This is a genomic window from Streptomyces radiopugnans (genome assembly GCF_900110735.1).
Classification (GTDB): Bacteria; Actinomycetota; Actinomycetes; order Streptomycetales; family Streptomycetaceae; genus Streptomyces; species Streptomyces radiopugnans.
Genome location: NZ_FOET01000001.1, coordinates 684,213 through 710,757, shown reverse-complemented (window position 1 = coordinate 710,757; position 26,545 = coordinate 684,213). Strand labels below are relative to the sequence as shown.

15 protein-coding genes and 1 pseudogene are annotated in these 26,545 nt (G+C 73.0%); 9 read left to right on the top strand and 7 right to left on the bottom strand.

Features of this window, described 5'->3' with window-relative positions:
• Positions 1-20 precede the first annotated feature (20 nt).
• From BMY40_RS03070 to BMY40_RS03040, 7 genes are all read left to right on the top strand, one after another.
• Positions 21-1,664, top strand: a complete 1,644-nt coding sequence (locus BMY40_RS03070) for a phytoene desaturase family protein (RefSeq protein ID WP_093655025.1) — start codon at positions 21-23, stop codon at positions 1,662-1,664.
• 324 nt (positions 1,665-1,988) lie between these two features.
• Entirely contained in the window at positions 1,989-2,432 is a 444-nt protein-coding gene (locus BMY40_RS28900) for a subtilase-type protease inhibitor (RefSeq protein ID WP_093655742.1), read from the top strand.
• A gap of 254 nt (positions 2,433-2,686) precedes the next feature.
• Entirely contained in the window at positions 2,687-3,829 is a 1,143-nt protein-coding gene (locus BMY40_RS03060; RefSeq protein WP_093655023.1) for an alkaline phosphatase PhoX, read from the top strand.
• Positions 3,830-4,037: 208 nt separating this feature from the next.
• Positions 4,038-5,081 carry a phosphatidylinositol-specific phospholipase C domain-containing protein gene (locus tag BMY40_RS03055; RefSeq protein WP_093655021.1) on the top strand — a complete coding sequence of 348 codons (1,044 nt, stop codon included), beginning with the start codon at positions 4,038-4,040 and terminating at the stop codon, positions 5,079-5,081.
• A gap of 215 nt (positions 5,082-5,296) precedes the next feature.
• Positions 5,297-8,482: an alpha-N-acetylglucosaminidase gene (locus BMY40_RS03050; protein WP_093655019.1), complete on the top strand. Its 3,186-nt coding sequence runs from the start codon at positions 5,297-5,299 to the stop codon at positions 8,480-8,482.
• A 142-nt stretch (positions 8,483-8,624) separates the two neighbouring features.
• A complete protein-coding gene (locus BMY40_RS03045; protein ID WP_093655018.1) occupies positions 8,625-9,320 on the top strand; it encodes a TetR/AcrR family transcriptional regulator in 696 nt (231 codons plus the stop codon).
• Positions 9,321-9,339: 19 nt separating this feature from the next.
• Positions 9,340-10,170 carry a DUF4253 domain-containing protein gene (locus BMY40_RS03040; RefSeq protein WP_093655016.1) on the top strand — a complete coding sequence of 277 codons (831 nt, stop codon included), beginning with the start codon at positions 9,340-9,342 and terminating at the stop codon, positions 10,168-10,170.
• 121 nt (positions 10,171-10,291) lie between these two features.
• On the opposite strand, the gene pulA is transcribed toward BMY40_RS03040, so the two are convergent.
• From pulA to BMY40_RS03005, 7 genes and pseudogenes are all read right to left on the bottom strand, one after another.
• The gene (pulA, locus tag BMY40_RS03035) at positions 10,292-15,685 is read right to left on the bottom strand and encodes a pullulanase-type alpha-1,6-glucosidase (RefSeq protein WP_093655014.1); all 5,394 of its coding nucleotides are present in this window, start codon (positions 15,683-15,685) and stop codon (positions 10,292-10,294) included.
• Positions 15,686-15,875: 190 nt separating this feature from the next.
• Positions 15,876-17,249 (bottom strand): annotated as a pseudogene (locus BMY40_RS03030) (alpha-amylase); the annotation flags it as partial.
• Between the two features lie 446 nt (positions 17,250-17,695).
• Positions 17,696-18,793: a LacI family DNA-binding transcriptional regulator gene (locus BMY40_RS03025; RefSeq protein WP_093655010.1), complete on the bottom strand. Its 1,098-nt coding sequence runs from the start codon at positions 18,791-18,793 to the stop codon at positions 17,696-17,698.
• Positions 18,790-20,445 carry a glycoside hydrolase family 13 protein gene (locus BMY40_RS03020; RefSeq protein WP_093655008.1) on the bottom strand — a complete coding sequence of 552 codons (1,656 nt, stop codon included), beginning with the start codon at positions 20,443-20,445 and terminating at the stop codon, positions 18,790-18,792. Before BMY40_RS03020 ends, BMY40_RS03025 begins: the two co-directional genes overlap by 4 nt.
• A gap of 57 nt (positions 20,446-20,502) precedes the next feature.
• On the bottom strand, positions 20,503-21,429 hold the full coding sequence (locus BMY40_RS03015; protein WP_093655740.1) for a sugar ABC transporter permease: 927 nt from the start codon (positions 21,427-21,429) through the stop codon (positions 20,503-20,505).
• A gap of 5 nt (positions 21,430-21,434) precedes the next feature.
• Complete coding sequence (locus BMY40_RS03010; RefSeq protein WP_093655006.1) at positions 21,435-22,454, bottom strand: carbohydrate ABC transporter permease; 1,020 nt, start codon at positions 22,452-22,454, stop codon at positions 21,435-21,437.
• Positions 22,455-22,492: 38 nt separating this feature from the next.
• Positions 22,493-23,776 (bottom strand): extracellular solute-binding protein, encoded by a 1,284-nt coding sequence (locus BMY40_RS03005; protein WP_093655004.1) that lies wholly within the window; start codon positions 23,774-23,776, stop codon positions 22,493-22,495.
• Between the two features lie 239 nt (positions 23,777-24,015).
• On the opposite strand from BMY40_RS03005, the gene BMY40_RS03000 reads away from it, so the two are divergent.
• Both BMY40_RS03000 and BMY40_RS02995 read left to right on the top strand, forming a co-directional pair.
• The gene (locus BMY40_RS03000; RefSeq protein WP_093655002.1) at positions 24,016-25,353 is read left to right on the top strand and encodes an extracellular solute-binding protein; all 1,338 of its coding nucleotides are present in this window, start codon (positions 24,016-24,018) and stop codon (positions 25,351-25,353) included.
• Positions 25,354-25,460: 107 nt separating this feature from the next.
• Positions 25,461-26,531, top strand: a complete 1,071-nt coding sequence (locus BMY40_RS02995) for a LacI family DNA-binding transcriptional regulator (RefSeq protein WP_093655000.1) — start codon at positions 25,461-25,463, stop codon at positions 26,529-26,531.
• Positions 26,532-26,545 lie beyond the last annotated feature (14 nt).

Genomic DNA, 26,545 nt, shown 5'->3' with positions numbered 1-26,545 from the left:
CCACAGGAGGCTGTCCGCAGATGTCCGAGGCGTACGACGCGGTCGTGGTGGGGTCCGGCCCCAACGGGCTGGTGGCCGCGAACCTGCTGGCCGACGCGGGCTGGCGGGTGCTGGTCCTGGAGTCCCAGCCCGAACCCGGCGGCGCGGTGCGCAGCGACCGCGGCGTCCACCCCGACTACGTCAGCGACCTGTTCAGCTCCTTCCACCCGCTGGCCGCCGCCTCGCCCGTCATCCGCGGCCTGGAGCTGGAGCGCTGGGGCCTGGAGTGGAGCCACGCGCCGTCCGTGCTCGCCCATCCGCTGCCCGACGGGCGCTGCCCCGTACTCCACCGCGACCGGGAGGACACCGCCGCGAGCCTGGAGGCCTTCGCGCCCGGCGACGGGGAGGCGTACCTGCGGCTGACGGGCCTGTGGGACAGGCTCGGCCCGGACCTCCTGGACGCCCTCCTCAACCCCTTCCCGCCGGTGCGCCCCGCGCTGGCGCTGCTGGCCCGCCTGCGCGCGGCAGGGGGGCTGCGGCTGCTGCGCACGCTGCTGCTGCCGGTGCGGCGCCTGGGCGAGGAGGAGTTCGGCGGCCAGGGCGGGCCGATGCTGCTGGCGGGGTGCGCGCTGCACACCGACCTCTTCCCGGAGTCCACCGCCGGCGCGGTCTACGGCTGGCTGCTGGCGATGCTGGGCCAGCAGTACGGCTGGCCGGTGCCCGCCGGCGGCGCCGGCTCCCTCACCGCGGCCCTGGTGGACCGGCTGGAGTCGCGGGGCGGGACGGTGCGCTGCGGCGCCCGGGTGGTGCGGGTGGTGGTCCGGGACGGGCGCGCCCTCGGCGTGCGGACCGCCGGAGGCGACGCCGTACGGGCGCGGCGGGCGGTCCTGGCCGACGTCCCCGCCCCGGCGCTGTACGGCGGGCTGGTCGACTGGGAGCACCTGCCCCTGCGGCTCCAGGACGACATCCGCCGCTTCCAGTGGGACACCTCGACGTTCAAGGTGGACTGGGCGCTGTCGGGGCCCATTCCCTGGTCCTCGCCCGGGGCCTCCGGTGCGGGCACCGTCCACCTGGCCGACGGCATGGACCACCTCACCCGCCACAGCGCCCAGTTGGCCACCGGCCTGGTGCCGGACCGGCCGTTCTGCCTGCTGGGCCAGATGACCACCGCCGATCCCACCCGCTCCCCCCGGGGCACCGAGTCGGCCTGGGCCTACACCCACCTGCCCCAGCGGGTGCGCGGCGACGCGGGCGGCGACGGCATCACGGGCCACTGGGGGCCGGGCGAGCGGGAGGCCATGGCCGACCGGCTGGAGGAGGAGGTGGAGCGCCGCGCCCCGGGCTTCCGCGAACTGGTCAAGGAGCGCCGCGTCATGGCCCCGCCGGATCTCCAGGCGCGTGACGAGAGCCTGGTCGGCGGTGCGCTGAACGGCGGCACCGCGGCCGTCCACCAGCAGCTCCTCTTCCGGCCCGTCCCCGGTACCGGCCGTCCCGCCACCCCCGTGCGCGGCCTCTACCTCGCCTCCGCCTCCGCCCATCCGGGCGGCGGCGTCCACGGCGCCTGCGGCTCCAACGCGGCCCGCGCGGCCCTGGCCGCCGCCCGCCCCCTGGCCCACTACGTCACGGGCCCGGCCCAGGCCGCCGCCCAGCGCGCGGCCATGCGGACGCGGGGCCGCCTCGGGTAGGGGTCCGGGTCCCGTACGGGGTGCGCCCGGCGCCCGGGGGCGTCGCCTTCCGGCCGAGTCGGGAACGCGGCGCACGGCGGCCGCGGAGGAGCGCGCACGTCGTCGGGGTGTCATATGCTCCCGGCCGCCCCCCGACCGGCCCCCGCCCGCTCCCCCGGCGCCCGTCCGTAGCCGCCGGCGCGGCTCCGGCCAGGGCCGATGCCGCGCATCGGAGCGCAGCGCAGCGGAAGGTGACCGGATCCGATCGCCCCGATGTGTCCCGTTATGGACTCCGGCAAGTCGTTCCTCCGGAATCTGTTCCCGAGAGACCAGGGAGTGTTCGACATGCGGTACGCCACCAAGGGCCTGGGCCTGGGCGCCGCCCTGACCGCGGTCTGCCTGGCGGGCCCCGCGGCCACCGCGACCGCCGGGCCCGTGACCCCCGCCGGGTCCGACAGGCCGTCCGGGCCCTCGGTCCTGGTGCTCACCGTCGCCGGGGGCGAGGACCCTGCGACGGCCCCCGAGCGGCGGAGTGCCGTGCTCACCTGCCCGCCGGGCCCCACCGGCACCCACCCGGCCCCGGGGCGCGCGTGCGCCGCGCTGCGCTCCGTCGACGGCGAGGTGGGCGCGCTGGTCGAGGCCGACACCGACCGGATCTGCCCGATGATCTGGGACCCGGTCACGATCAAGGCCGAGGGCTTCTGGGAGGGCCGCGAGGTCTCCTACGAGCGCACCTTCGCCAACTCCTGCGTCATGGAGGGCGCCACGGGTCCGGTCTTCTCCTTCTGACGCCTCCGCGGCGAGGCTGCCGTGAGGCCGTGGCGAGACCGCGGTGAGACCGCGGCCACGACCGCCGGCCCCCGGGTGCGATCGCGCGCCCGGGGGCCGGCGGCGTTCCGGGCCGTGGGCGGAGGCGCCGGGCCGCGCGTGTGAACGGCTGTTCACCGGATCTTCTCCCCCGGCTCCCTTCGCCCGCCGCCGCCGGCGCGCAATGGTGACGTGTACACGTCCCTCGCATACTCCCTCACACGCCTGGAGTCCGAATGCAGCGACGCACCTTCCTGAGGACCGCCTCCGCCGGCGCGGGGGCCGTCGCCTTCTCCGGCGCCCTGTGGCAGGGCGCCGCCACCGCGGGGACCTCCGCCGCGGGGGCCGGCCCGTACGGACCGCTGCGGGCGCCCGACGCCAACGGGGTGGCGCTGCCGGAGGGCTTCCGCAGCCGGATCGTGGCCCGCTCCAGCCTGCCGGTCGGCGGGATCCTGTGGCACCCGGCGCCCGACGGCGGCGCCTGCTACCCGGACGGCGACGGGTGGATCTACGTCTCCAACTCCGAGGTCCCCCTGGTCGGCGGCGCCTCGGCGATCCGCTTCCGCTCCGACGGCTCGGTCGACCGGGCCTACCGCGTCCTGGAGGGCACCAACCTCAACTGCGCGGGCGGGGCGACCCCGTGGCGGACCTGGCTGTCGTGCGAGGAGACCTGGCGCGGCCGGGTCTTCGAGACCGACCCGTACGGGCGGCGCGAGGCGGTCGCGCACAAGGCGATGGGGCGCTTCAAGCACGAGGCCGCCGCGTGCGACCCGGACCGGCGCGTGGTCTACCTGACCGAGGACGAGCCGGACGGCTGCTTCTACCGCTACACCCCCGAGGTCTGGGGCGACCTGTCGCGCGGCCGGCTGGACGTGCTGTGCGAGTCGGCGGGCGGCGGGGTGGAGTGGCGCGAGGTCCCGGACCCGTCGGCGCCGCTGTTCGGGAAGCAGACGCGCCACCAGGTCGGCTCCGCCCGCCGCTTCGACGGCGGCGAGGGCTGCCACTACGCGGACGGCACCTGCTGGTTCACCACCAAGGGCGACAACCGGGTGTGGGCCTACGACGCCGAGCGGGGCGAGCTGTCGGTGGCCTACGACGCTGACTCCCCGCTGGACGGGGTGGACAACATCACCGGCACCCCCGGCGGTGATCTGTACGTGGCGGAGGACGGCGGCAACATGGAGATCAACGTCATCACGCCCGAGGGCGCGGTGGCCCCGGTGATCCGGCTCGACGGCCACGGCGACTCCGAGATCACCGGCCCGGCCTTCTCCCCGGACGGCTCCCGGCTGTACTTCTCCTCCCAGCGCGGCACCCTGGGCGATCCGGCCGGGCTGGGCGGCATGACGTTCGAGGTCTCCGGCCCCTTCCGGCGCTGACGGCGCCCGTACGCGCCCGCCCCCTCCCGTACTCGCCCGGCGGCCCCCTCCCCGGCCGCCCCGCTCCCCGGCGCCGTGCGGCCCGGGACGCGGGGCGGCCGTACGCCCGCCGTTCGCCTGCGCGCCATGCGCGCTCCCTCCCCGGGTCGGCACAACTCCCCTACTGTGACCGCGATTCGACCCTCCCCCCACACGGAAGGCGGCGCAGATGGCACAGCAGTGGAGAAGCCGGCTGGTGGCGACGGTGACGGCGGCCGGTGTCGGTACGGTGCTCGTGGCGGCTGCTCCGGCCGGGGCGGCGGACACCGGCGCGCTGCCGTACTCCGGCACCACCTCCGTCGGCGTGCACAACGCCTACGAGAAGGACAAGTACACCTACTTCGCCGACGCCCTGGACTCCGGCGCCTCGCTGCTGGAGCTGGACGTGTGGGCCAAGTACTCGGGCGGCTGGCGCGTGGCCCACGACGGCCCGCTGGCCAACGACAACAACTGCGAGAACGCCTCCTCCCCCGCCGAGCTGCGCTCCAGACCCCGCAACCAGAGCCTGGCCGGTTGCCTGGCCGACATGCGGGCCTGGCACGACGCCAACCCCGGGCACCGGCCGGTGCTGATCAAGATCGAGATGAAGGACGGCTTCGCCGGCGACCACGGCCGCGGGCCGGCGCAGTTCGACGCCCTGGTGACCCGGGAGCTGGGCGACGCGCTCTACCGGCCCGGCGACCTCGCCGCCGGCCACGCCACCCTCGACGACGCCGTACGCGGCGGGGGCTGGCCCGCGCGGGACGCGCTGGCGGGGAAGTTCCTGATCCACCTCATCCCCGGCACCGTCGAGGAGTCCAACCCCTTCGACACCCTGTGGACCGACCGCGAGTACGCCGCCCACCTGCGCGACCTCGCCGCCGCCGGGCGGCTGGGCGATGCCACCGCCTTCCCCGCCGTGCACCGCGCGGCGGCCGGGGACCCGCGCACCCGCTACGCGGACGCCTCCCTGCGCCCCTGGTTCGTGGTCTTCGACGGCGACGCCTCGGCGTACGTATCCGGCGGCATCGACACCGCCTGGTACGCCCGGCACGGCTACCTGCTGGTGATGACCGACGCCCACGCCGTGGCCCCCGCCATCAGCCCCACCGACCCCACCCAGGCCCAGGCCCTCGACCGGGTGGCGCTGCTGGCGGCCGAACGGGCGAGCGTGGTCACCTCCGACTGGACCCGGCTGCCGTCCGTGCTCTCCACCGTACTGCCGCGCGGCTGACGGGGGTTGGCCGCCGCGGCGGCGCGGGCGGGCTTCCGCCGAGACCGTCCGCGCCGCGGATGGCGGTCACCGTGCGTGTTGTCCCGGCCGGTGACCCGTTTCCGCGGCGCGGCGGCCTGGTACGGCTGCCCCAGGCGTACGGCTGCCGGAGATCTCCGGCGGGCCGCGGCGGCGAGGGCGGGCGAAGGCGGATTCCCTTCTCCGAAAGGTGTTCCATGAAACTGTTGGCTCAGGGCCGGCCGGACGCGGCCGAGGCGGCGCAGGCGGTGGAGGGCACGGGCGCCGCGGGGCTCACCCGGCGCACGGTGCTGGGCGCCGGGACGGTGGCGGCGGGGCTCGCCGCCGCGGTCGGCCCGGGCCTGACGATGGGCGGCGGCGCGGCGGCGGCCGCGCCGCCCTTCTCCGTCGAGCCGGCCGCCGCGGCGCTGCGCCGGCTGCTGCCGGACCACGCCGCGCAGTTCCGGCTGGCCGCGTCGGCCGCGCCCGGCGGCACCGAGCGGTTCCGGGTCGCGGGCGCGGCCGGGCGGGTGGAGGTGTCCGGCACCAGCCCGGCCGTACTGCTCACCGGCGTCCACTGGTACCTCAAGGAGGTCTGCTCCGCGCACATCTCCTGGGCCGGGCACAACCTCGGCCTGCCCGCCACCCTGCCCGCGCCCGAGCGCCCCCTGGAGCGCTCCACCACGCTGCCCAACCGCTTCGCGCTCAACGACACCAACGACGGCTACACCCACCCCTACGCCGACTGGCCCTACTGGGAGCGGCTGATCGACGTGCTCGCCCTGCACGGCTGCAACCAGGTGATGGTCATCGCCGGGCAGGAGGCCGCCTACCACCGGCTGCTGAAGGACTTCGGCTACTCCGACGCCGAGGCCCGCCGCTGGCTGCCCGCCCCCTCCCACCAGCCCTGGTGGCACCTGCAGAACCTCAGCGGCTACGGCGGCCCGCCGAGCCCGGAGCTGATCGGGCGGCGCGTGGAGCTGGGCCGGCGCATCACCGCCCGGCTGCGGGAGCTGGGCATGCACCCGGTGCTGCCCGGCTACTACGGCTCGGTGCCCAGGGACTTCGCCGGGCGCGTCCCCGGCGCCCGCACCGTCCCGCAGGGCACCTGGCACGGCTTCGCCCGGCCCGACTGGCTCGACCCGCGCACCCCCGTCTTCGCCGATGTCGCCGCCTCCTTCTACCGGCACCAGCAGGAGCTGTTCGGCGAGGCGTCGCACTTCAAGATGGACCTGCTGCACGAGGGCGGGAACGCCGGGGACGTGCCGGTGGCCGAGGCCGCGCGCGGGGTGGAGAGGGCGCTGCGCAGGGCCCACCCGGAGGCGGTGTGGGTGATCCTGGGCTGGCAGGACAACCCGCGGCGCGAGTTGGTGGACGCCGTGGACAAGAGCCGGATGCTCATCGTCGACGGCATCTCCGAGCGCACCGAGACCGTCCACGACCGCGAGGCCGACTGGAACGGCACCCCCTACTGCTTCGGAGCGATCCCCAACTTCGGCGGGCGCACGACGCTGGGGGCCAAGACCCATGTGTGGAACGAGCGCTTCCACGCCTGGCGCGACAAGCCCGGCAGCGCCCTGGCGGGCACCGCGTACCTGCCGGAGGCCGCCGACCGCGACCCGGCCGCCTTCGACTTCTTCTCCGAACTGGCCTGGCGCACCGGCCCGGTGGACCTGCCCGGCTGGTTCACCCGGTACGCCGGGTACCGCTACGGCGGCGCCGACCCGCGGGCGCGGGACGCCTGGCGGGCGCTGCACGACACCGCCTACCGGCACCACGCCAGGCTCTACGGTTTCGCCCACGACAGCCTCTTCGCCGCCCGCCCCGACCTCGCCGCCACCCGGGCCGGGCAGTACGGCCCCACCGAGCTGACCTACGACCCGGCGCGCTTCGACGCCGCCCTGGACGGGCTGCTGGAGACCGCCCCCGCCCTGCGCGGCGGCGACGCCTACCGCCACGACCTGGTGGACGTCGCCCGGCAGGCCCTGGCCAACCGCAGCCGGGTGCTGCTGCCCCAGCTGCGCACCGCCTACGAGGGCGGCGACCTGGGGACCTTCCGTGAACTGTCGGCTCTGTGGCTGCGGTTGATGACACTCACCGACGAACTGGCCGGAACACACCGGATGTTCCTGCTGGGTCCGTGGACGGACGCCGCCCGCCGCATGGCGGCCTCCCCCGAGGAGGAGGCGGAGCTGGAGCGCACCGCCCGGGTCCTGCTGACGGTGTGGGGCGAGCGGGCCACCGCCGACGCCGGAAAGCTGCACGACTACGCCAACCGCGACTGGCAGGGGCTGACGGGCGACTTCTACCTGCCGCGCTGGCGGCTGCTGCTGGACGAGCTGGACGCCGCTCTGGCCTCGGGCCGGGGGCCCGCGCCGATCGACTGGTACGCGGTCGAGGAGCCCTGGACGCGGGAGCGCCGGGAGTATCCGCTGCGGCCGTCGGGCGATCCGTACGCCACCGCGCTGCGCGTGCGCGACAGCCTCGCCCGCGCGCCCTACCAGGGGCGGCTGGAGGCCGCGCCGGAGCCGGCGGCGCTGGAGCCGGGCGGCCGCGGGATGCTGACCGCCTCCTTCACCAACACCAACGGGCTGCGGGCCGCGGGCCCGGTCGAGTTCGCCCTGTCCACCGGCTCCACCGGCCTGCAGGCGGTGCCGCTGGACCCCACCACCGTGGACCGCGTGCCGCCCGGCGGCCGGACCCGGGTCCGCTGGCGGACGACCGCCCCCGGCCGGCCGCTGACCGCACCGCTGCGGGAGCTGTCGTACGGCCTGACGGCGCGGTACGGGCCCGAGGGCGGCGGGCGCCGGGTCCGCGCCGAGCTTGGCGGCTCGCTGTTCCTGGCCGGGCCGCTGCCGGCGGGGCTGCGCACGGTCTCCACCAACGGGGCGGTCTTCGGCCGTCTCGGCACGCGGTACGCCGTGCACGGCGGGGGCGCGGACCTGTGGAGGGGCACCGCGGAGTTCGGCGCCGTGTACCGGCCGGGCGGGCTCGGCGAACGCGGCTCGGTGACGGTGCGGGTCGACTCCCAGGACGAGACCGGGCCGTGGGCGAGGGCGGGCATCATCGTCCGCAACGACCTGGCGCGGGCCGGATCGCCGGGCTTCGTCAACCTGTCGGTGACCCCGGCCAACGGGGTGGTGCTGTCGTACGACTCCAACGGCGACGGCACGCTGGACTCCTACCGCCGGATCACCGGGGTGAAGGCCCCGGTGCTGCTGCGGCTGCGGCGCGCGGGCGCCGATTACACCGGCGAGCTGTCCGCCGACGGCGGCGCGAGCTGGCGGACGGTGGCGACGGTGCGGGTGCCGGGCGCGGCCGGGCGGCAGGACGCCGGGCTGGGCATGACGGCGGCGGGCGGCGTGGCCGGCACGGTGGAGTTCTCCGGGTGGCGCACGGCCTGACGCGAGGGGGCCGGGTGCGGGGCCGGGTGCGACCGCGTCCGGCCCCTTGGGCCCCGGGCCGTCGCCGTGCGCGGAGGGCGTCCGGCCGCCTCCGCGCACGGACGGGCGGCCGCCGGCACGCGGTGCTCGCTAGGGTGTTCCCATGACCACCGGGGTGCGCCGCAGGATGGGTGTCGAGGAGCGTCGGCAGCAACTGATCGACGTCGCGCTGAAGTTATTCAGCGACCGCCCGCCCGAGGACGTCTCCATCGACGACATAGCCACCGCGGCGGGCATATCGAGGCCGCTGGTCTACCACTACTTCCCGGGCAAGTACAGCCTCTACGAGGCCGCGGTGCGGCGTGCGGCCGACGAGCTGTCCGCCCGTTTCCAGGTACCGCGCGAGGGCCCGTTCAGCCTGCGGCTGCTGCTGGTGATGGGGCGTTACTTCGACTTCGCCGAGGAGCACGCGCCGGGCTTCTCGGCCCTGCTGCGCGGCGGTTCGGTGCGCAGCGAGGCCGTGGTCGAGGAGGTGCGGCAGGCCGCGTACGACCAGCTCCTGGCCCACCTGGAACTCACCGACCCCGGGCCCCGCATGTCGCTGGTGATCCGCACCTGGGTCGGTGTCGCCGAGACCACGGCGCTGAGCTGGCTGGCCGACCGCTCGATACCGCGCCGGGAGCTGGAACGGCAGCTCGTCCACGACCTGCTGGCCCTGGCCGCGGTGACGGCCGCGTTCGACGAGGAGACCGCCGGAGTGCTCCGCCGCGTCGTGGAACAGGAGCCCGCCGACGGTCCGTTCGCGGAGCTGGTGTCCCGGCTGCTGGCACTCGTTCCCGGGAGTGCCGGCGGCGGGTAGTTTCGACGTCGTGACTCATATGACCCGTGGACCGAGCACCGAAGGGGCGCGCCTGCGCTCGCTCGCGGCCTCGGCGGCGCTGCCGCCGGGCACGCTGGTCGACCGGACGGTGCTCGGCAGGCTGCCCGAGCCGCTGCTGTGGCGCGCCGACGAGCCCGCCGGGCCGGACAGCTGGGAGCGGATGCTCCCGGTGCGGGACGCCACCGGGCTGTGGCCCGTGCTGCTGGGAGCGCACGTCCGCGGCACCGCCGTGGAGGACGATCTGCTGCCCCCGCAGCGGGGCGGAGGCGGCCGCGGCGGGACGGGCGGCGGTGCCGCCGGTGTGCTGGCCGCCTGGTGGAAGGAGCACGCCGCACGGGAGCCGGCCGGCCGGAAGGCCGGGGTGGTGCCGGCGCTGCGGCCGTACGGCAGGCGCCCGCCCAAGCCCGCGCGCCCCTTCGGCACGGGCGGCGACCCGGACGCGGCGGCGGCCCGGGTGGCCCGCGCGCTGGTGGCGCACGGCACCCTGCGCCGCCCGCGGGTGGCCCTGGTCCCGGCGGCGCGGAGCGCCGGCATACCCGCCGCGATCGGCTGGACGGGCACCCTGGCGTCCGGCGCGGAGACCGAGGGGTACGACTCGGTGCTGCACTCCTGGGAGGAGCGTTTCGGTACGCGGGTGGTGGCGCTGGAACCGGACGTACTGCACCTGTCGGTGCCGGAGCCGCCCCGCACCGCTGCCCAGGCTCTGCCGGTGGCGGCCGAGCACTACGCGTTCTGCCCCTCGGTGGTGCGGCAGGGCGCCGGATCGCTGGCGCGCTACGCGCAGGAGTGGCTGACCGGCCGGAACCTGTGGTCGTTCTGGTGGGAGTGAGCCGGACCGCGACGGCCGGGCGGGAGGCGGGGCCGGGGACCGGGCGGGGGACGCGCTTCGGGGCGGCGCCGTCCCTTCCGGCCCCGCCCCGAAGCGTTTCCCGTCTACTTCCCCGTCCGGGTCACCGCGCGGCGAACACCGCCACCGTGCGCGGCGGCACCGTGAAGGCGCCCTTGCCACCGTCGAAGGCGGCGTTCCTCACCACCGCGTCGGAGCCCTCGGCCTGCACCGGGTGCAGGGCGTAGGAGGCGCCGGCGAGCGAGGAGACGGTCTGCGTCTGCCGCTCGGGGGTGGCGTTGAAGACGACCACCAGGTCGCGGTCGCCGTCCTTCACTCGCATGGTGATCACGCCCGGGGTCTCCTCCTTGCCCGACAGCGGGAAGGACAGCGCCCGCTGGACTCCGGCCGCCGTGGACTGGCTGAAGGCCTTCTCGGTGGAGCGGATCTCCAGCAGGTCGCGGTAGGCGGCGGAGGCGCCGTCGATCTCCCCGCAGGACGGGGTGAGCGTGGCGGCGGTCAGCAGCGGCTGGGCGTACGGCCACTTGTCCTCGTTGTCCCAGGCCGGCGGCAGGCCGCGGCCGAAGCCGTTGCCGGCCTCGCAGTTCCAGTGGATGGCGTTGTACCAGTCGCCGGAGTCGTAGGAGTTGCGGTCCAGCGACTTCGAGCGCAGCAGGTCGCTGCCCGCCTGGCTGAGGGCCGGCCCCTGGGAGAGGGCGGCGGTGGCCATGGCGATCACCTGCATACGGGCCCGGTCGGCGGCCGGGGTGTCCTTGGGCAGCTTGAACGCCAGGGCGTCGTAGAGGGTCTCGTTGTCGTGGGCGTCGGCGTAGGCGAGTGCCTCGCCGGGGGCGCCGGCGTATCCGGCCGGTGAGCCGTTGTAGTCGACCTGCGAGCCCTTGACCTGCCTGCCGGAGGTGTCGGTGAAGGTGTAGCCGGCGAGGTTTCCGGACAGCCCGACCTTGATCAGGTCCTGGTAGTGCAGGAGCCTGGCCCGCTGCTCCGCCTCGCTGCCGTTGGCGTCCGAGGAGTTGGGGTCGGTGTACAGGCCGCTGGCGAAGCCCTGGACTCCGGGGTCGGCGTCGAAGGGACCGCCGCCGCGCACCGCGTCGCGGGCCCGGTCGGAGAAGGTGGCGATGCCGGTGCCGGCCATGTTCTTCTGCGTGGCCTGGACGAAGCGGGCGTCGTCGGCGACCTCGCCGAAGTTCCAGCCCTCGCCGTAGAGGATGATGCTCTTGCCGTCGACGCCGTCCTTCTCGGGGGTGAGGGCGTCCAGCGCCTCGCGGACGGCCAGGATGTTGGCCTTGGGGTGGTGGCCCATCAGGTCGAAGCGGAAGCCGTCCACCTTGTACTGCTTCGCCCAGGTGACGATGGAGTCGACCGTGAGCTTGCCCATCATGGTGTGCTCGGGCGCGGTGTTGGCGCAGCAGGTGGAGGTGGCCACCGTGCCGTCCTCCAGCAGGCGGTGGTAGTAGCCGGGCACGATGCGGTCCAGGACGGACTTGCCGTCCTGCCCGGCGGCCATGGTGTGGTTGTAGACCACGTCCAGCACGACCCGCAGTCCGGCCTCGTTGAGGCTCTTGACCATCTTCCGGTACTCGACGGTGCGGGTGGTGCCCTCGGCGTCGGTGGCGTACGAGCCCTCGGGCACGGTGTAGTGCAGCGGGTCGTAGCCCCAGTTGTAGGCGTCCTTGCCGCGGACCTTCCCGATGCACTCCTGCTGCTTGCCGGAGTCGGCGGGCAGGGCCGCCAGGTCGCAGGCGGGCTCGGCCCGGTCTGCGGCGCGCTCGGGGATGGAGGCGATGTCGTACGAGGGCAGCAGATGGACGTGGGAGGTGCCCGCGTCCGCCAGCTTCCGCAGGTGCTTCATGCCGTCGGCGGAGTCCTCGGTGAAGGCCAGGTAGCCGCCGCGGTGCTTCTCGCTCACCGTGGGGTCGGCGACGGAGAAGTCGCGGATGTGCAGCTCCTGGATCTGGGCGTCGCGCAGCGGTGCCGGGGCGGGCTTGTCCAGCCCCTTCCAGCCCCTGGGGGCCAGCTTCGGGTCGGACAGGTCGACGACCAGGCTCTTTTCTGAGTCGGTGGTCAGGGCGGTGGAGTAGGGATCGGTGACCTTGTTGGTGACCAGCTTGCCCACCGAGGGCGCCCAGACCGTCACGTGGTAGCGGTACGGCTTGCCCGTCCAGCTCCGGTTGCCGTGCGCGCTCCACACGCCGGTGGTGCCGTCGCGCCGCATCCGCACGGTACGGCCGTCCAGTTCGAGGGAGACCTTCTGCGCGGTGGGCGCCCACACCGACAGGGTGGGGCGGCCGCTTCGGTCGAAGACCGGGCCGAGGTCGGCCTTCGCCGCCTTCGTGCCGTAGAGGTCGTCCAGCACGCCGGGGATCTGCACCCCGGTCGCCGCCAGCAGCGCCCCTTCGGTGTTGCGCTGGGTGGCGACGATCTGGCCGCGCAGGGCGGTGCGCACCCGGTCGCGGTCGCGGGGGTCGACGCGGAAGGCGGGGTAGTCCTTCAGGTGCGGGAACCTCTCCTTCTGCGCGTCGGTGAGCCCGCCGGGCACGGGGGCGAGGCGCAGCCAGCGGCCCTCGTGGGTCAGGGCGCCGTCCTTGACCGCGATGGTGCCGCGGGTGTCGTAGGCGAGCTGCTGGCTGGTGGCTTCGGTGGCCTTGACCTTCCAGGCGACGGTGTCCCGGTCGATCCACTGGGCTCCGGCGCCGGCCAGGTCCAGGTCGGGCGCGCTGCCGGTGGTGGGCAGCAGGTAGCCGGGGGTGGCGGACAGCTTCCAGACCTCGCGTCCGTGGGTGGCGAAGTCCAGCGACTGGTCGGCGTTCTCGTCCTTGGTGTCGCCCTTGTGGATGATGTAGCTCAGCGAGGTCGCGCCCTCGGCGAGCGGCACCTCGAAGGTGGCGCCGAAGGCGTCCCTGGCCACCGGCATCAGCGGCTTGGACCAGTCGGTGGGCTCGGCGGCGCCGGTCCAGGTGTGCAGGCCCCAGCCGTCGTAGTCGCCGTCGGCGCGGTGGTAGTGCAGTACGGCCTTCTTCTCGTCCTGCGGGGGGTAGACGCCCTCGGGCCGCTCGGACAGCGTCCGGTCACTGCCCTGCTCGACCCACACCTCGCCGGTCTTCGCCAGGTCGACGGTGCGCTCGGGACCGTCGTCCACGCCGTTCTTGGTGATGGTGAAGGAGAGTCGGCCCTCGCCGTCGGCCGGCCTGACCCAGGCGAAGGCCCCGTAGGCGTCGCGGCCGGTGAAGTCGGCGGTGCGGTCGCCGGCGACCAGCTTCCAGCCGTCGTAGTCGCCGTCGGCGCGCTGGTAGTGGACGACGGCCCAGTCCCGTTCCACCGCCGAGGGCTTCTCGGGCGGCGGGGCCTGGCCGGCGGTCGAGGAGGCGGTGTCGGAGGCGGTGCGGCCCTTGGAGTCGACCACGACGGCCTTGTAGCGCAGCGGCGTTCCCGCCTTCACGTCCCGGTCGATGTGCTGGGTGACCTTGTAGGGGGCGTGGTCGGCGGTGCCGAGGGTGTGCCACTTCCCGTCGCCTGTCTGGGCGGCGAAGACGACGCGGTTCAGCCCGGCGCCGTCTCCTCCCCCGACGTTCGCGGTGATCTCGACGGTGCCGGTGGCACCCGCCGCGGGGGCCTTCAGCTCGACGGCCGGCGCGGCGGCGGGTGCGGGGAGCGGCTTCGCCGCCTTGAACACCACGGTGGACAGGGCCGGGACGGTGACGGTCAGCTTCGCGTCCGGGCCGGTGCGCACGGTGCCGTCGCCGCCGTGGATCTGCCGGAACGCGGTGGCCGGGGAACCGGTGGGGATCTCGACCGTGCGGGCCTTGGCGCCGTTGTTGGCGGCGACGAGGTACTCGGTGCGCTGCTCGGCGTCGGTGCGGGTGAAGGCGTACACGCCGGGTCCGTCACCGGTCTGCGCGTACCGCTCGGTCTGGACGCCGTCGCGCAGGGCGGGGTGCTCCCTGGTCAGCTTCGACAGGGCGGCGATGGAGCGGTACAGGGGGTGGGAGGTGTCGTACGCGTCCTCGGCGTGGGTGCGGTCGGTGCCGATCCGGTCGTTCCTCTCCTCGTCCAGGTAGGCGTCGGTCCTGGAGGCGAAGAGGGTCTGGCGGGCGTCCTGGTCGCCGCCGGCGCCGGTGAAGCCCTGCTCGTCGCCGTAGTAGACCACCGGGTTGCCGCGGCCGAGGAACATCAGCTCGTTGGCGAGCTTCGCCCGCTTCAGCAGCTCGGCGTCACCGGCGCCGGGGTTGTCCTGGCGCAGGAAGGTCCCGAAGCGGCCCATGTCGTGGTTGCCGGTGAAGGTGACCTGCTCGTACGCGTTGGAGCGGCCGGTGGTGTAGCGGTAGTCCTGGGCGAACAGGTCCGACAGCCTGGCCGCCGGCCCGCTCTGGGAGGCGTAGGAGCGGGCGGCCTCCTGGAAGCCGAAGTCGAGGGTGGCGTCGAGCTTGCCCCGGGTGACGTAGGGGGCCATCTGGGCGGGGTCGGAGGAGTAGACCTCGCCGAACATGAAGAAGTCGTCGCGCCCCTTCTTCGCGGCGTAGGCGTCCAGGGCGGTGGCCCACTGGGTCCAGAACTCCATGTTGACGTGCTTGACCGTGTCGATGCGGAAGCCGTCGATCCGGAAGTCCTCGACCCACCGCTGGTAGATCTTCTTCATGCCCTCGACGACCTCGGGACGCTCGGTCCACAGGTCGTCCAGGCCGTGGAAGTCACCGTGCAGGGCGCTCTCCCCGGCGAAGGTGGAGTCGCCCCGGTTGTGGTACATCTCCGGGTCGTTGAGCCAGCCGGGGACCTTCACGTCCTTCTCGGCCGCCGGGACGACCGGGGTGCGGGGGAAGGAGTCGCGGTCGGTCTGCGGGAACCTCCCCCCGGCGGCGTGGTCGGCGTCGTCGAAGGGCTTCCCGTCCTTGGTGAGGTAGGGGAAGGCGCCCTTGGACAGGTAGGAGTAGGACTTCTCCTCGTAGTCCACCACGTCGGCGGTGTGGTTGGTGATGACGTCGAAGAAGACCTTCATGCCCTTGGCGTGGGCGGCGTCGATCAGCTTCCGCAGGTCGTCGTTGGTGCCGAAGTGCGGGTCGACCTGGGTGAAGTCGGTGATCCAGTAGCCGTGGTAGCCGGCCGAGGCGTTCTTCCCCTCGCCCTGCACCGGCTTGTTCTTGAAGATGGGGGCCATCCAGATGGCGGTGGTGCCCAGGCCCTTGATGTAGTCCAGCTTCTGTGTCAGGCCCTTGAGGTCGCCGCCCTGGTAGAAGCCCTTGTGGGTGGGGTCGTAGCCGGTGGCCAGGCGGTCGCCCTCCAGCCCGCCGCGGTCGTTGGAACGGTCTCCGTTGGCGAAGCGGTCGGGCAGGACGAAGTAGAACTGCTCCCGCGTCAGGTCGTGCCGTGTGGGCTCGGCGGCCAGTTTCGCGTCGGACGGCGGCGGCGGTGCGGCCTTGGCGGGGGCCGCCGCGGTGATGAGCGTCGCCAGGATCGCGGCCGCGATGCTCGCGGCCGCTCCTCTGCGCGCCAGGGGACCTGTCACGGGTCGCTCTCCTCGGGTGCGGTGATCTGTGCGTGGTGCGTGGGCGCTGCGTGTGGGGTGGCCTGCGGGGGGAGTCCGGGGTGGGGAGGACCGTGGGCCGCCCGGCCCGGCGGCGGGGAAGTGGGCCGGTACCGGGCGGCCGGTTCTCGGAGCGGTCACGTGCGGCGCCGGGGCGCCGGGGGTGCTAGCAGCGGGAGCCGCCGCGCAGGGCTATGGCGGTGCCGGGGTTGAGGGTGGCGGTGAACTGGCCGGAGCTGTTCACGGTGACCCTGCCGCCGTTCTGGAGGTCGCAGTAGGTGCCGCCCGGCAGTGAGGTCTGGAAGGTGCGGGAGATCGGGTACGTCTCGTGGTTGATGGCCACGTAGCCTTTGTTCCCGCGACCGAAGGCGATGGCGTCGTTGCCGTTGTCCCACCAGTTGACGACGGCCTGCCCGCGCGTCTCGTTGCGGAAGGCGACCATGGAGGAGATCTCGCGCCAGGCGTGCTGGCACTTCCAGCCGTCCTGCCAGCAGGCGTTCACCCGGCCGCCGTTGGGCGGGCCGGCGTCGTAGTTGCTCCACTCGTAGCCGGAGTGGACGTCCGGGGCGCCGTACGGCCAGGCCAGCATGAAGACGTTGGCCAGGGTGTAGGCGGAGCCGTACTTGTAGTTCATGGTGTCGCCGCCGCGCTCGGTGTCGTGGTTGTCCACGAAGACGCCGGACTTGCCGGAGCTCATGTAGCCCCAGCCCTCACCGTAGTTCTTGAGGTAGGCGAGCTTCTCGTTGCCGAAGACCCGCTTGAGGTCCCGGGCGTAGCGGAACTCCTGCACGTCGCCGTTGTCGAGGTACTCGGTGGGCGAGACGGCCTCGCCCGCGCCGTAGATCGCCTCCTGCTTCCAGTAGACGTTCGGGTTGTTCAGCTGGGACTTGATGGCCGCCAGGTCGCCGGCGGGCATGTGCTTGGCCGCGTCGATCCGGAAGCCGTCCACACCGAGCGAGAGCAGGTCGTTCATGTAGGCCGCGATCCGGCTGCGGACGTAGGGCTCGCCGGTGTCGAGGTCGGCCAGGCCCACCAGTTCGCAGTTCTGGACGTTGTACCGGTCCTGGTAGTTGCCGATCGTGGACCGGCAGTCGTCCATGTCGGCACCGCTGTAGATGCCGGGGTAGTCGTACTTGGTGTACGACGAGCCGCCGGTGCCGGTACCGCTGCCCGCCGACATGTGGTTGATCACCGTGTCGACGACGACCTTCACGCCTGCCGAGTGGCAGGTGTTGACCATGTTCTGGAACTGCGAGCGGTTGCCGAGACGCCCTGCGATCTTGTAGCTGACCGGCTGGTACGAGGTCCACCACTGGCCGCCCTGGATGTGCTCCTGGGGCGGGGAGACCTGGACGAAGCCGTAGCCGGCCGGGCCGAGCCTGCCGGTGCACTCCCGTGCGATCGAGTCGAAGTCCCACTCGAACAGAACGGCGGTGACGTCCTTGGTCCCGGGTGGGGCCGCCTGCGCCGGTCCCGGCACGGCGATGAGGGAGCCTGCCATGCCCGCGACAAGCGCGAGTGCGGCGGCTGCGGATCTCCTGGCCACGTTTCCTCCTGTGGGGGAAGCAGATGCGAGTGCCTGCCTGGGGGCAACGCGCCGCGCCCGTGAGGCGGTGGAGCAGTGAATGCTCTTGCTGCAAGAAGACTGAAAGCGCCTGAAAGTCTTCGCGCAGGAGACCGTAGACGGGCCCCGGAACTGCGTCAAGGCTTTGGACATCCGCGGGAAACACGACCGTCGCCTCCGCGCAATCTCTTTCGCAAGAGATTGCACGGTGCTACGTTCGACCACACTCCCGGTCCGGTCGGCCGGGGGACCAGGCACATGGACCCCACGCGCCCGGCCGGCCGGGCCGGGGTGCCCGCGTGCCCCGCCGGCGGCACACGGTGGTGGCCCGCGAGACGCACGCCGGGCGCCGGCGGGCACCCGGCGGCGGGGCTGTCAGGTCGCGCACCGCCGGGTGCCCGCCGGCGCCCGGCGGTACGTACCCGGTCCTACGACGGCGGGGCGGTCGAGCCGCGCACCACCAGCTCGGGCTGGAAGACGAACTCCGAGTGCTGGACGGGGTTCCCCCCGATCTCCTCCAGCAGCGCGTTCACCGCCGCGCTCGCCATGGCCTTGACCGGCTGGCGCACGGTCGTCAGCGGCGGATCGGTGAAGGCGATCAGCTCGGAGTCGTCGAAGCCGACCACCGACAGCTCGCGCGGGACCTCCAGCCCGCGCTGCCGGGCCGCCCGCACCACGCCCAGCGCCATCAGGTCGCTGCCGCACACCACCCCCGTGCAGCCCGCGCTGATCAGCGCGCCCGCCGCGGCGTGGCCGCCCTCGAGGGTGAACAGCGTGTGCTGGACCTGCTCGCGTACCCGCGCCGCGGGAACGCCCTGCTCGATCAGCGCCGCGGTGAACCCCTCGGCCTTCCGCCGTACCGGTACGTACCGTACGGGGCCGACCGCCAGGCCGATGTGCCGCGGATCGTGGCCCAGGTCGACCAGATGGCGTACCGCCATCCGGGCCGCCGCCCGGTCGTCGGGCGACACGAAGGGGGCGCTGACGTGCTCGTTGAAACCGTTGATGAGCACGAACGGCACCCCCCGCCCGGACAGCCGCACATAGCGGCCCGGGTCCGCGGTGGTGTCGGCGTGCAGCCCGGAGAGGAAGACGATGCCGTTGACACCGCGCTCGACGAGCTGGTCGACCAGCTCGTCCTCGGTGGCGCCGCCGGGCATCTGGGTGCACAGCACCGGGGTGTAGCCGTGTCCGGCCAGGACCTGTTCGATGACCTGTGCGAACGCGGGGAAGATGGGGTTGGTCAGCTCCGGGATGACCAGCCCGATCAGGCCGGCGCTGCGCTGCCGCAGCCGCACCGGCCGCTCGTACCCCAGCACGTCCAGGGCCGCCAGCACCTTCTGCCGGGTGCCGGCCGCCACGCCCGCCTTGCCGTTGAGCACACGGCTGACCGTGGCCTCGCTGACCGAGGCCTGGGCCGCGATGTCGGCCAGGCGGGCGGTTCCGGGGACGCTGCCGGGGACGGCGCCCGCGGCCGGGCCCCCCTGCTGGGGGACCTGCGCGGGTGCCGTACCGGTCTCCGTCATACCTCCCACCAGACGGTGGTGTCGGCCGGGATCGCACCGCCCTCGTACTCGCCGCTGGCCAGCAGCAGCCGGCCGGGCGCCGCGGACAGCTCCACGGGCCGGTCGGTGGTGTTGGCCGTGCAGACGAGGTCGCGGCCGGAGCCGTCGGCCGCGCGGCGCCGGAAGGCCAGGACCCCGGCGGGGAAGTCCTCCAGCCACTCCACGCTCTCGCCCGCGCCCAGTGCCGGGTGCTCGCGGCGCACCGCCAGCGCGCTGCGGTACAGCTCCAGCGTGGAGGTGGGGTCGCCGGTCTGCTCCTCGACCGACAGCTCGGTCCACTGCTCGGGCTGGGGCAGCCAGCTGCCGCCGGAGCCGAAGCCGTAGCTGGACCCGGCCCGCGTCCACGGGATGGGCACGCGGCAGCCGTCGCGCAGGCCGTCCTGGCCGTTGTCCTTGAAGAAGGACGGGTCCTGGCGCACCTCGTCGGGCAGGTCGGTGACCTCCGGCAGGCCCAGCTCCTCGCCCTGGTAGACGTAGGCCGAGCCGGGCAGCGCCAGCATCAGCAGCGAGGCCGCGCGGGCGCGGGCCAGGCCGCCGCCCAGCCGGGTGCGGTGGCGCACCACGTCGTGGTTGGACAGCACCCAGGTGGTGGGGGCGCCGACCGGGCGCATGGAGTCCAGCGACTCGTCGATGACCGCCCGCAGCGCCTCGGCGTTCCACGCGGTGTTCAGGTAGTGGAAGTTGAACGCCTGGTGCAGCTCGTCGGCGCGCAGGTAGAGCGCGGTGCGCTCGGGGCTGGGCGTCCAGGCCTCGGCGACGCCGATGCGCTCGCCGGGGTACTCGTCGAGGATGCGCCGCCAGGAGCGGTAGATCTCGTGGACGCCGTCCTGGTCGAAGAAGGGCAGCACCTGGTTGCCCAGCAGCTTCAGCTGGCCGGCCCGGCCCATGTCGGGCAGCCCCGCGGCCTTGACCAGTCCGTGGGCGACGTCGATGCGGAAGCCGTCCACGCCCATGTCCAGCCAGAAGCGCAGCACCGAGCGGAACTCGTCCCGCACGGCCTCGTTCTCCCAGTTGAAGTCGGGCTGCTCGGGGGCGAACAGGTGCAGGTACCACTCCCCCGGGGTGCCGTCGGGGTTCTCGGTGCGGGTCCAGGCCGGGCCGCCGAAGATGGACTCCCAGTCGTTCGGGGGCTCCTCGCCCTTCGGGCCGCGCCCGGGGCGGAAGTGGTAGCGGTCGCGCAGCGGCGAGCCGGGCCCCTCGCGCAGGGCGCGCTGGAACCACTCGTGCTGGTCGGAGGAGTGGTTGGGCACCAGGTCCACGATGATCCGCAGCCCCAGCTGGTGGGCGTCGCGGATCAGCGCGTCGGCGTCGTGGAGGTCGCCGAACATCGGGTCGATGGCGCGGTAGTCGGCGACGTCGTAGCCGGCGTCGGCCTGCGGGGAGGCGTAGAAGGGGCTGAGCCAGACGGCGTCGACGCCCAGGTCGGCCAGGTAGGGCAGCCGCGCGCGGACGCCCGCCAGGTCGCCCATGCCGTCGCCGTTCCCGTCGGCGAAGGAGCGGGGGTAGACCTGGTAGATCACCGCGTCGCGCCACCAGCCGGTCGACTCTCCCGAGGCTTCCGTGCGGATGGCCGGGGCCGTACCGGTGGCGGGGGCTGATGAGTGCTGGGTCATGTCATCCCTGGTGTCGTGAGTGGGGGGACGCGAGGTGCCGGACGGGTGGGCGGCGGGTCAGGACTTGACGGCGCCGGAGGTCAGTCCGGCGACGAGGTGCCGCTGGGCGATGCCGAAGACGATCGCGGCCGGGACGGCGATGATCACCGCGGCGGCGGTCATCGAGCCCCAGTCGCCGACGTACTGGTTGACGAAGGTCTGCAGGCCGCCGGCGAGGGTGAGGTTCTCCTCGCCGGTCATGAAGGCCGACGCGTAGGCGACCTCGGCCCAGGCCGTCACGAAGCTGTAGAAGCCGGTGACGGCGAGACCGGGCTTGGCCAGCGGCAGGATCAGCCGCCAGAAGGTGCCGAAGGGGTTGAGGCCGTCCACGCGCCCCGACTCGTCGATGGAGACCGGGATGGTGTCGAAGAAGCCCTTCATCATCCAGGCGCAGAACGGCACCGCGATGGTCAGGTAGGTGATGATCAGCCCGACGGGCTGGTTGAGCAGGCCGAGCTGCGCCATCAGGTTGTACAGCGGCACGATCAGGATCGCCATCGGGAACATCTGCGTGATCAGCAGGGTCCACATCAGCGGGCGCATCCCGGGGAAGCGGAAGCGGCTGACGGCGTAGCCGGTGGTGGCGGAGATGAACACGCCGAGCAGCGTGGTCATCACCACGACCACCACCGAGTTCCAGAACCAGGTCAGGAAGTATGTCTCGCCCAGGACGTGGGTGTAGTTCTCCAGCGTGAAGTTCTGCACCAGCGAGGTGGTGAAGGTCTCCGTCTTGGGCTTGAAGGACGTCACCAGCAGCCAGAACGGCGGGAAGACCGCGGCCAGGGCCGCCGTCAGCAGGCCCGCGTGCAGCGCGACGGAGGCCAGCGGCCCGCGCTCGCCGCGCCCGCGCACCCGCCCGCGCCGCCCGCCGCCGGCCGGCGGCACGGGCGCGGTGGTGGCGGGGTCGGGGGTCGTGGTCGCGGTGGTGGTTTCCGTGGTGTTCATCGTCGTCACCACACCTCTCCCTGCTTGCGGAGCGAACGGCGGTAGAACACCGCGAAGAGCATCAGGAGCAGCAGGATCAGCACGCCCCAGGCCGCGGAGGTGGCGAAGTCGCGCGGGCTGTTGAGGAAGGACAGCCGGTAGGCGTAGGTCACCAGGATCTCGGTGGAGTCGCCCGGGCCGCCGCGGGTGAGCAGGTAGATCACCGGGAACATGTTGAACGTCCAGATGGTGCTCAGCAGGACCACGGTGCTGCTGACCGAGCGGATGCCCGGCAGGGTGACGTTGCGGAAGCGCTGCCAGGCGTTCGCGCCGTCCACCTCGGCGGCCTCCAGCAGCTCGGAGGGGATGGCCTGGAGGGCGCCCAGCAGGGCGACGAGCATGAACGGCACGCCCAGCCAGACGTTGACCGCGATGACGGAGATCTTCGCCCAGGTGGGGTCGCCCAGCCAGGGGACGGCGTCGATGCCCCCGCCCTCCAGGATCCTGTTGAGGATGCCGTTCTTCTCGTTGAACAGCATCTGCCAGGCGAAGACGGAGACGAAGGCCGGGATGCCCCAGGGCAGGATGATCGCGATGCGGTACACGGCCCGGCCGCGCAGCTTCCGGTTGAGCATGGTGGCCAGCACCAGGCCCAGCAGGAAGGTCACGGAGACGCAGCCGACCGTCCACAGCACCGTCCAGCCGAGCCGGTCCCAGAAGACGCTGTCGGTGAGGATGGCCGTGTAGTTCTCGAGACCGGTGAACTCGTAGGTGGCCTCGATCTCGTTGACGCCGATGGTGCGGGCGACGTTGGCCTCGTCCGCGTCGGTCAGGGACAGCCAGATGCCCCGGACCAGCGGATAGCCGATGATCACCCCGATGACGATCACCACGGGGGCCACCATGGCCCACGCGTACCAGTGCGTCGCCAGCGCGCGGCGCAGCGGTCCGGGGGCCTCTTTGGACTTCTCGCCAGTTCCGCGGCCGCGGCCGCGGGCGTCTCCGCCCGCGGCCGGTGCCACCGACTGGCCGGTCTCGACAGCCATGGTCGTCGGTCAGCCTCTCCCTGAACTCTTCCGGGCCCTTACTTCCAGTCCCCGTCCTTGAGGAGCTTGGCGTACTCCTCGCCGGCCTTCTCCGCGGCGGCCTCCGGCTCGGTCTTGCCGGTCAGCACGTCGGCCATCTGGACGCGCAGCGGCTCGAAGAGGGAGTTGCCCTCGGCGATCCAGGGGCGCTCGACGGCCTTGTCCACGGCGGGCTTGAAGAACTGGACCATCTGGTTGTCCTTGACGGTCTTCTCCTCGTACACCGAGGTGCGGGTCGGCAGGAGGCTCAGCTCCTCGGTGGTGCGCTTCTGGACCTCGGCGGAGCTCATGTACTTGACGAACTCGTAGGAGGCGTCGAGGTTGTCGGAGCCCGCGTAGACCGAGTAGTTGTGACCGCCCTGCGGGGCGCCCTGACCGGCGCTGCCGGCCGGGACCGCGGCGACCCCGAGGTTGTCCTCGTCGCCCTTGAACTGCTTGCCCGCGAGGGTGTCCTCGATGGCCCAGGGGCCGTTGACCATCATCGCGACCTTGCCGTCCTTGAAGGACTTCTGCATGTTCTCCCAGCCGTTGGTGGTGTCCGTGATCGCGGCCTTGGAGTCCACCAGGTCCTTCATCACCTCGAACGCCTTCGCACCGGGCTCGTCGTCGACGGTGATCTTCTTCGCCTCGGCGTCGAGCATGTCGCCGCCCTCGCCGTAGAGGAAGGGCAGGAACCAGTACGGGTCGTCACCGCGCAGGTAGAACGGGGTGACGTCGTTCTTCTTGAACGCGTCGGTGGAGTCCTTGATCTCCTCGACCGACTGCGGGACCTCGACGCCGGCCTTCTCCAGCAGGCCCTTGTTGTAGAACAGGGCCAGGGTGTCGATGACCTGCGGCACGGCGTAGGTCTTGCCGTCGTACTGGGTGCTGCCCCAGGCCTGCGGCAGGTAGTCGTCCTTGTTGTCGACCGCGGAGGTGTCGTCCAGCGGGGCGAGGTAGCCCAGGCTGGCGAAGTCGGCCACCCAGGCGACCTCGGTGCGCATCACGTCGGGGGCTCCGGAGCCGCCGCCCGCGGCGTTCTTGAACTTGTTGCTGGCCTCGCCGAAGGGGACGTTGACGTACTTGACGTCGACCTCGGGGTGCTTCTCCTCGAACTCCTCGGCGACCTTCTTGAAGAAGGCCTTCTCGGCGTCGCCCGACGTGTCCCAGAACTCGACGGTGCCCGACAGCTCGCCGTTGGCGTTCTTCTTCTCGCCGTCGCCGCTGTCGCCGCCGCCGCCGCAGGCGGTGGCCGCGAGCGCGATGGCCGCGACCAGTGCGGTGGTCCCTATGCCACGCCGCATGTGAACTCCTCCATGATCCGGTGCCCGTCTCGCGGGGGCACTGGCGTACTCCGCGCGGGCCGCGCGGTCGCGGCGCCGGGCTGACGAGGAACGTAACAGCGGCGCAATCTTTTAGAAAGACCTTGCGGCAACTTTCTGCAAACGAGTCTGCAACGGCTTCCGCAAGAAGTTGCACCCCTGCTACCTTCCTCCGCGTTCCACAGCGGATCCCCCGCTTGAGGACAGACGGGAAGAGCACGATGGAAACCCACATACACCCCGATACGTCCCATTCCGCCGGACGGACCGGCCGTCCCCGCCGGACCGCCGCCGCGCTGGCCGCCGCCTCCCTGGCTCTGACGGCCACGGCCTGCGGAGTCCTCGGCACACCCCCGGGGGACGACGCCTCCGCCGTGTCCGGCAGCGTCACCTGGTGGGACACCTCGGGCGAGGCCGAGGCCCCGCACTTCGCGAAACTCGTCGCCGCCTTCGAGAAGAAGCATCCGGACATCGACGTCGAGCACGTCTCCGTCCCCTTCGACCAGGCCCAGCAGAGGTTCCTGGACGCCGTGGAGTCCGGCCGGGGCGCCCCCGACGTACTGCGCGCGGACGTCGGCTGGACGATCGGCTTCGCCGCCGAGGGCCACCTCGCCGACCTCACCGGCACCCCCGCCCTGGACGCCGACATGTCCGGCTTCCTGCCCACCACCACCGCGAGCGTGATGCTGGAGGACGGCGGCGTCTACGGCGTCCCCCAGGTGACCGACACCCTCGCCCTGCTCTACAACCGCCGGATCTTCGAGGAGGCCGGGATCAGCCGCCCGCCGGCCAGCTGGAAGGACCTGAAGGGCGCCGCGCTGAAGATCAAGCGGGAGACGGGGGCCGACGGCATCGTCCTCAACCCCGATCCCTTCTTCTCGCTGCCGTTCCTGTACGGCGAGAAGAGCGACCTGGTCGACGTGGCCTCCCGTACGATCACCGTCGCCTCCCCCGACTCGGTCCGGGGCGTGGCCACCGCCGCCGACCTGGTCTCCTCCGGCGCCGCGCCCAAGCCGCCGGAGAAGGACGCCTACGCCGCCATGCAGAACGCCTTCAAGAGCGGTGAGGCGGCCATGATGGTCAACGGCCCCTGGGCGACCGCCGACATCTTCTCCTCCCCCGAGTTCGAGGACCGCGACAACCTGGGCATCGCCGCCGTGCCGGCCGGGGGATCGGGCACCGCGGGCTCCCCCACCGGCGGCCACAACCTCGTGGTCTCCGCGAAGACGGAGAATCCCGACGCCTCGTACCTCTTCGTCAAGTACATGACCGACGCGAAGCAGCAGGAGAGCACCGCCCTCGCCCTGGGCCTGCTGCCGACCCGTACGGCCGCCTACACCGGGAAGGTGCTGTCCGACCCGGTCCGCAACTCCTTCTACCTGGCGCTGACCAAGGCCGTGGCCCGGCCCTCCCTCCCCGAGGGCGGACAGCTCTTCGTCGCCCTCCAGCCCCACTACACGGCCATCCTGCGCGGCGAGGAGACCGCGCGCGAGGGGCTGACCCGCACCGCCGAGGAGTGGAGCGCCGGGCTGCTGCCCGGCTACAGCGTCGAACGGTGAGACCCGCCTCCGGTTTCGCCCCCGATCCGGGGGCGAAACCACACCTATCCGGGCGAACTCCCGGGTACGGTGGGCAGTCGGACACATGACCGGTACAGTCCGGTGCTGTGACCGCACGGCTAGCTGACATCGCAGCCCAGGCGGGGGTCAGCGAAGCGACGGTCAGCCGCGTCCTCAACGGCAAGCCCGGCGTTTCCCCGGCCACCCGCGAGTCCGTCCTCGCCGCACTGGACCTGCTGGGATACGAACGGCCCATGCGCCTGCGCCAGCGCAGCGCGGGGCTGGTCGGGCTGATCACCCCCGAGCTGGAGAACCCGATCTTCCCGGCGTTCGCCCAGGTCATCGGACAGGCGCTGACCCGTCAGGGCTACACCCCCGTCCTGGCCACCCAGACCCCCGGCGGCTCGACGGAGGACGAGCTGACCGAGATGCTCGTGGACCGGGGCGTGGCGGGCATCATCTTCGTCTCCGGACTGCACGCCGACACCACCGCCGACATGCAGCGCTACGAGCAGCTGCGCGGCAAGGGCGTGCCGTTCGTGATGGTCAACGGCTTCTCCCCCAAGGTCCGCGCGCCCTTCGTCTCCCCGGACGACCGGGCCGCGATGCGGCTGGCCGTCACCCACCTCGTCTCGCTCGGCCACGAGCACATCGGACTGGCCCTGGGGCCTGCCCGGTTCGTGCCCGTCCAGCGCAAGACGGAGGGCTTCACCACCAGCCTCCAGGAGCAGCTCGGGCTCTCGCGGAGCCAGGCGGAGTCGATGGTCCAGCACTCGCTGTACACCCTGGAGGGCGGCCAGGCCGCGGCCGGCTCCCTGATCGACCGGGGCTGCACCGCCGTGGTCTGCGCCAGCGACATGATGGCGCTCGGCGCCATCCGGGCCGCCCGGCAGCGCGGCCTGGCCGTCCCCGGCGACGTCTCGGTCATCGGCTTCGACGACTCCCCGCTGATCGCCTTCACCGATCCGCCCCTGACGACCATCCGCCAGCCGGTGACCGCGATGGGCCAGGCGGCGGTACGGGCGCTGCTGGAGGAGATCGGCGGCACCCCCGCCCCCCACAGCGAGTTCGTCTTCCTGCCCGAGCTGGTCGTCCGCGGATCCACCGCCTCCGCGCCTCAGGGTCGGGGGTCCGTCTCAGGGAGGACCGAGGGCGGCCGGGACCGGTCCGGGGGATGATCGGTCGGGAGCCG

Bases quoted from the DNA above. Each gene is read 5' to 3' on its own strand.
- BMY40_RS03070 (WP_093655025.1), top strand. From the start codon at position 21: ATGTCCGAGGCGTACGACGCGGTCGTGGTGGGGTCCGGCCCCAACGGG.
- BMY40_RS28900 (WP_093655742.1), top strand. From the start codon at position 1,989: ATGCGGTACGCCACCAAGGGCCTGGGCCTGGGCGCCGCCCTGACCGCG.
- BMY40_RS03060 (WP_093655023.1), top strand. From the start codon at position 2,687: ATGCAGCGACGCACCTTCCTGAGGACCGCCTCCGCCGGCGCGGGGGCC.
- BMY40_RS03055 (WP_093655021.1), top strand. From the start codon at position 4,038: ATGGCACAGCAGTGGAGAAGCCGGCTGGTGGCGACGGTGACGGCGGCC.
- BMY40_RS03050 (WP_093655019.1), top strand. From the start codon at position 5,297: ATGAAACTGTTGGCTCAGGGCCGGCCGGACGCGGCCGAGGCGGCGCAG.
- BMY40_RS03045 (WP_093655018.1), top strand. From the start codon at position 8,625: ATGACCACCGGGGTGCGCCGCAGGATGGGTGTCGAGGAGCGTCGGCAG.
- BMY40_RS03040 (WP_093655016.1), top strand. From the start codon at position 9,340: ATGACCCGTGGACCGAGCACCGAAGGGGCGCGCCTGCGCTCGCTCGCG.
- BMY40_RS03025 (WP_093655010.1), bottom strand. From the start codon at position 18,793: ATGACGGAGACCGGTACGGCACCCGCGCAGGTCCCCCAGCAGGGGGGC.
- BMY40_RS03020 (WP_093655008.1), bottom strand. From the start codon at position 20,445: ATGACCCAGCACTCATCAGCCCCCGCCACCGGTACGGCCCCGGCCATC.
- BMY40_RS03015 (WP_093655740.1), bottom strand. From the start codon at position 21,429: ATGAACACCACGGAAACCACCACCGCGACCACGACCCCCGACCCCGCC.
- BMY40_RS03010 (WP_093655006.1), bottom strand. From the start codon at position 22,454: ATGGCTGTCGAGACCGGCCAGTCGGTGGCACCGGCCGCGGGCGGAGAC.
- BMY40_RS03005 (WP_093655004.1), bottom strand. From the start codon at position 23,776: ATGCGGCGTGGCATAGGGACCACCGCACTGGTCGCGGCCATCGCGCTC.
- BMY40_RS03000 (WP_093655002.1), top strand. From the start codon at position 24,016: ATGGAAACCCACATACACCCCGATACGTCCCATTCCGCCGGACGGACC.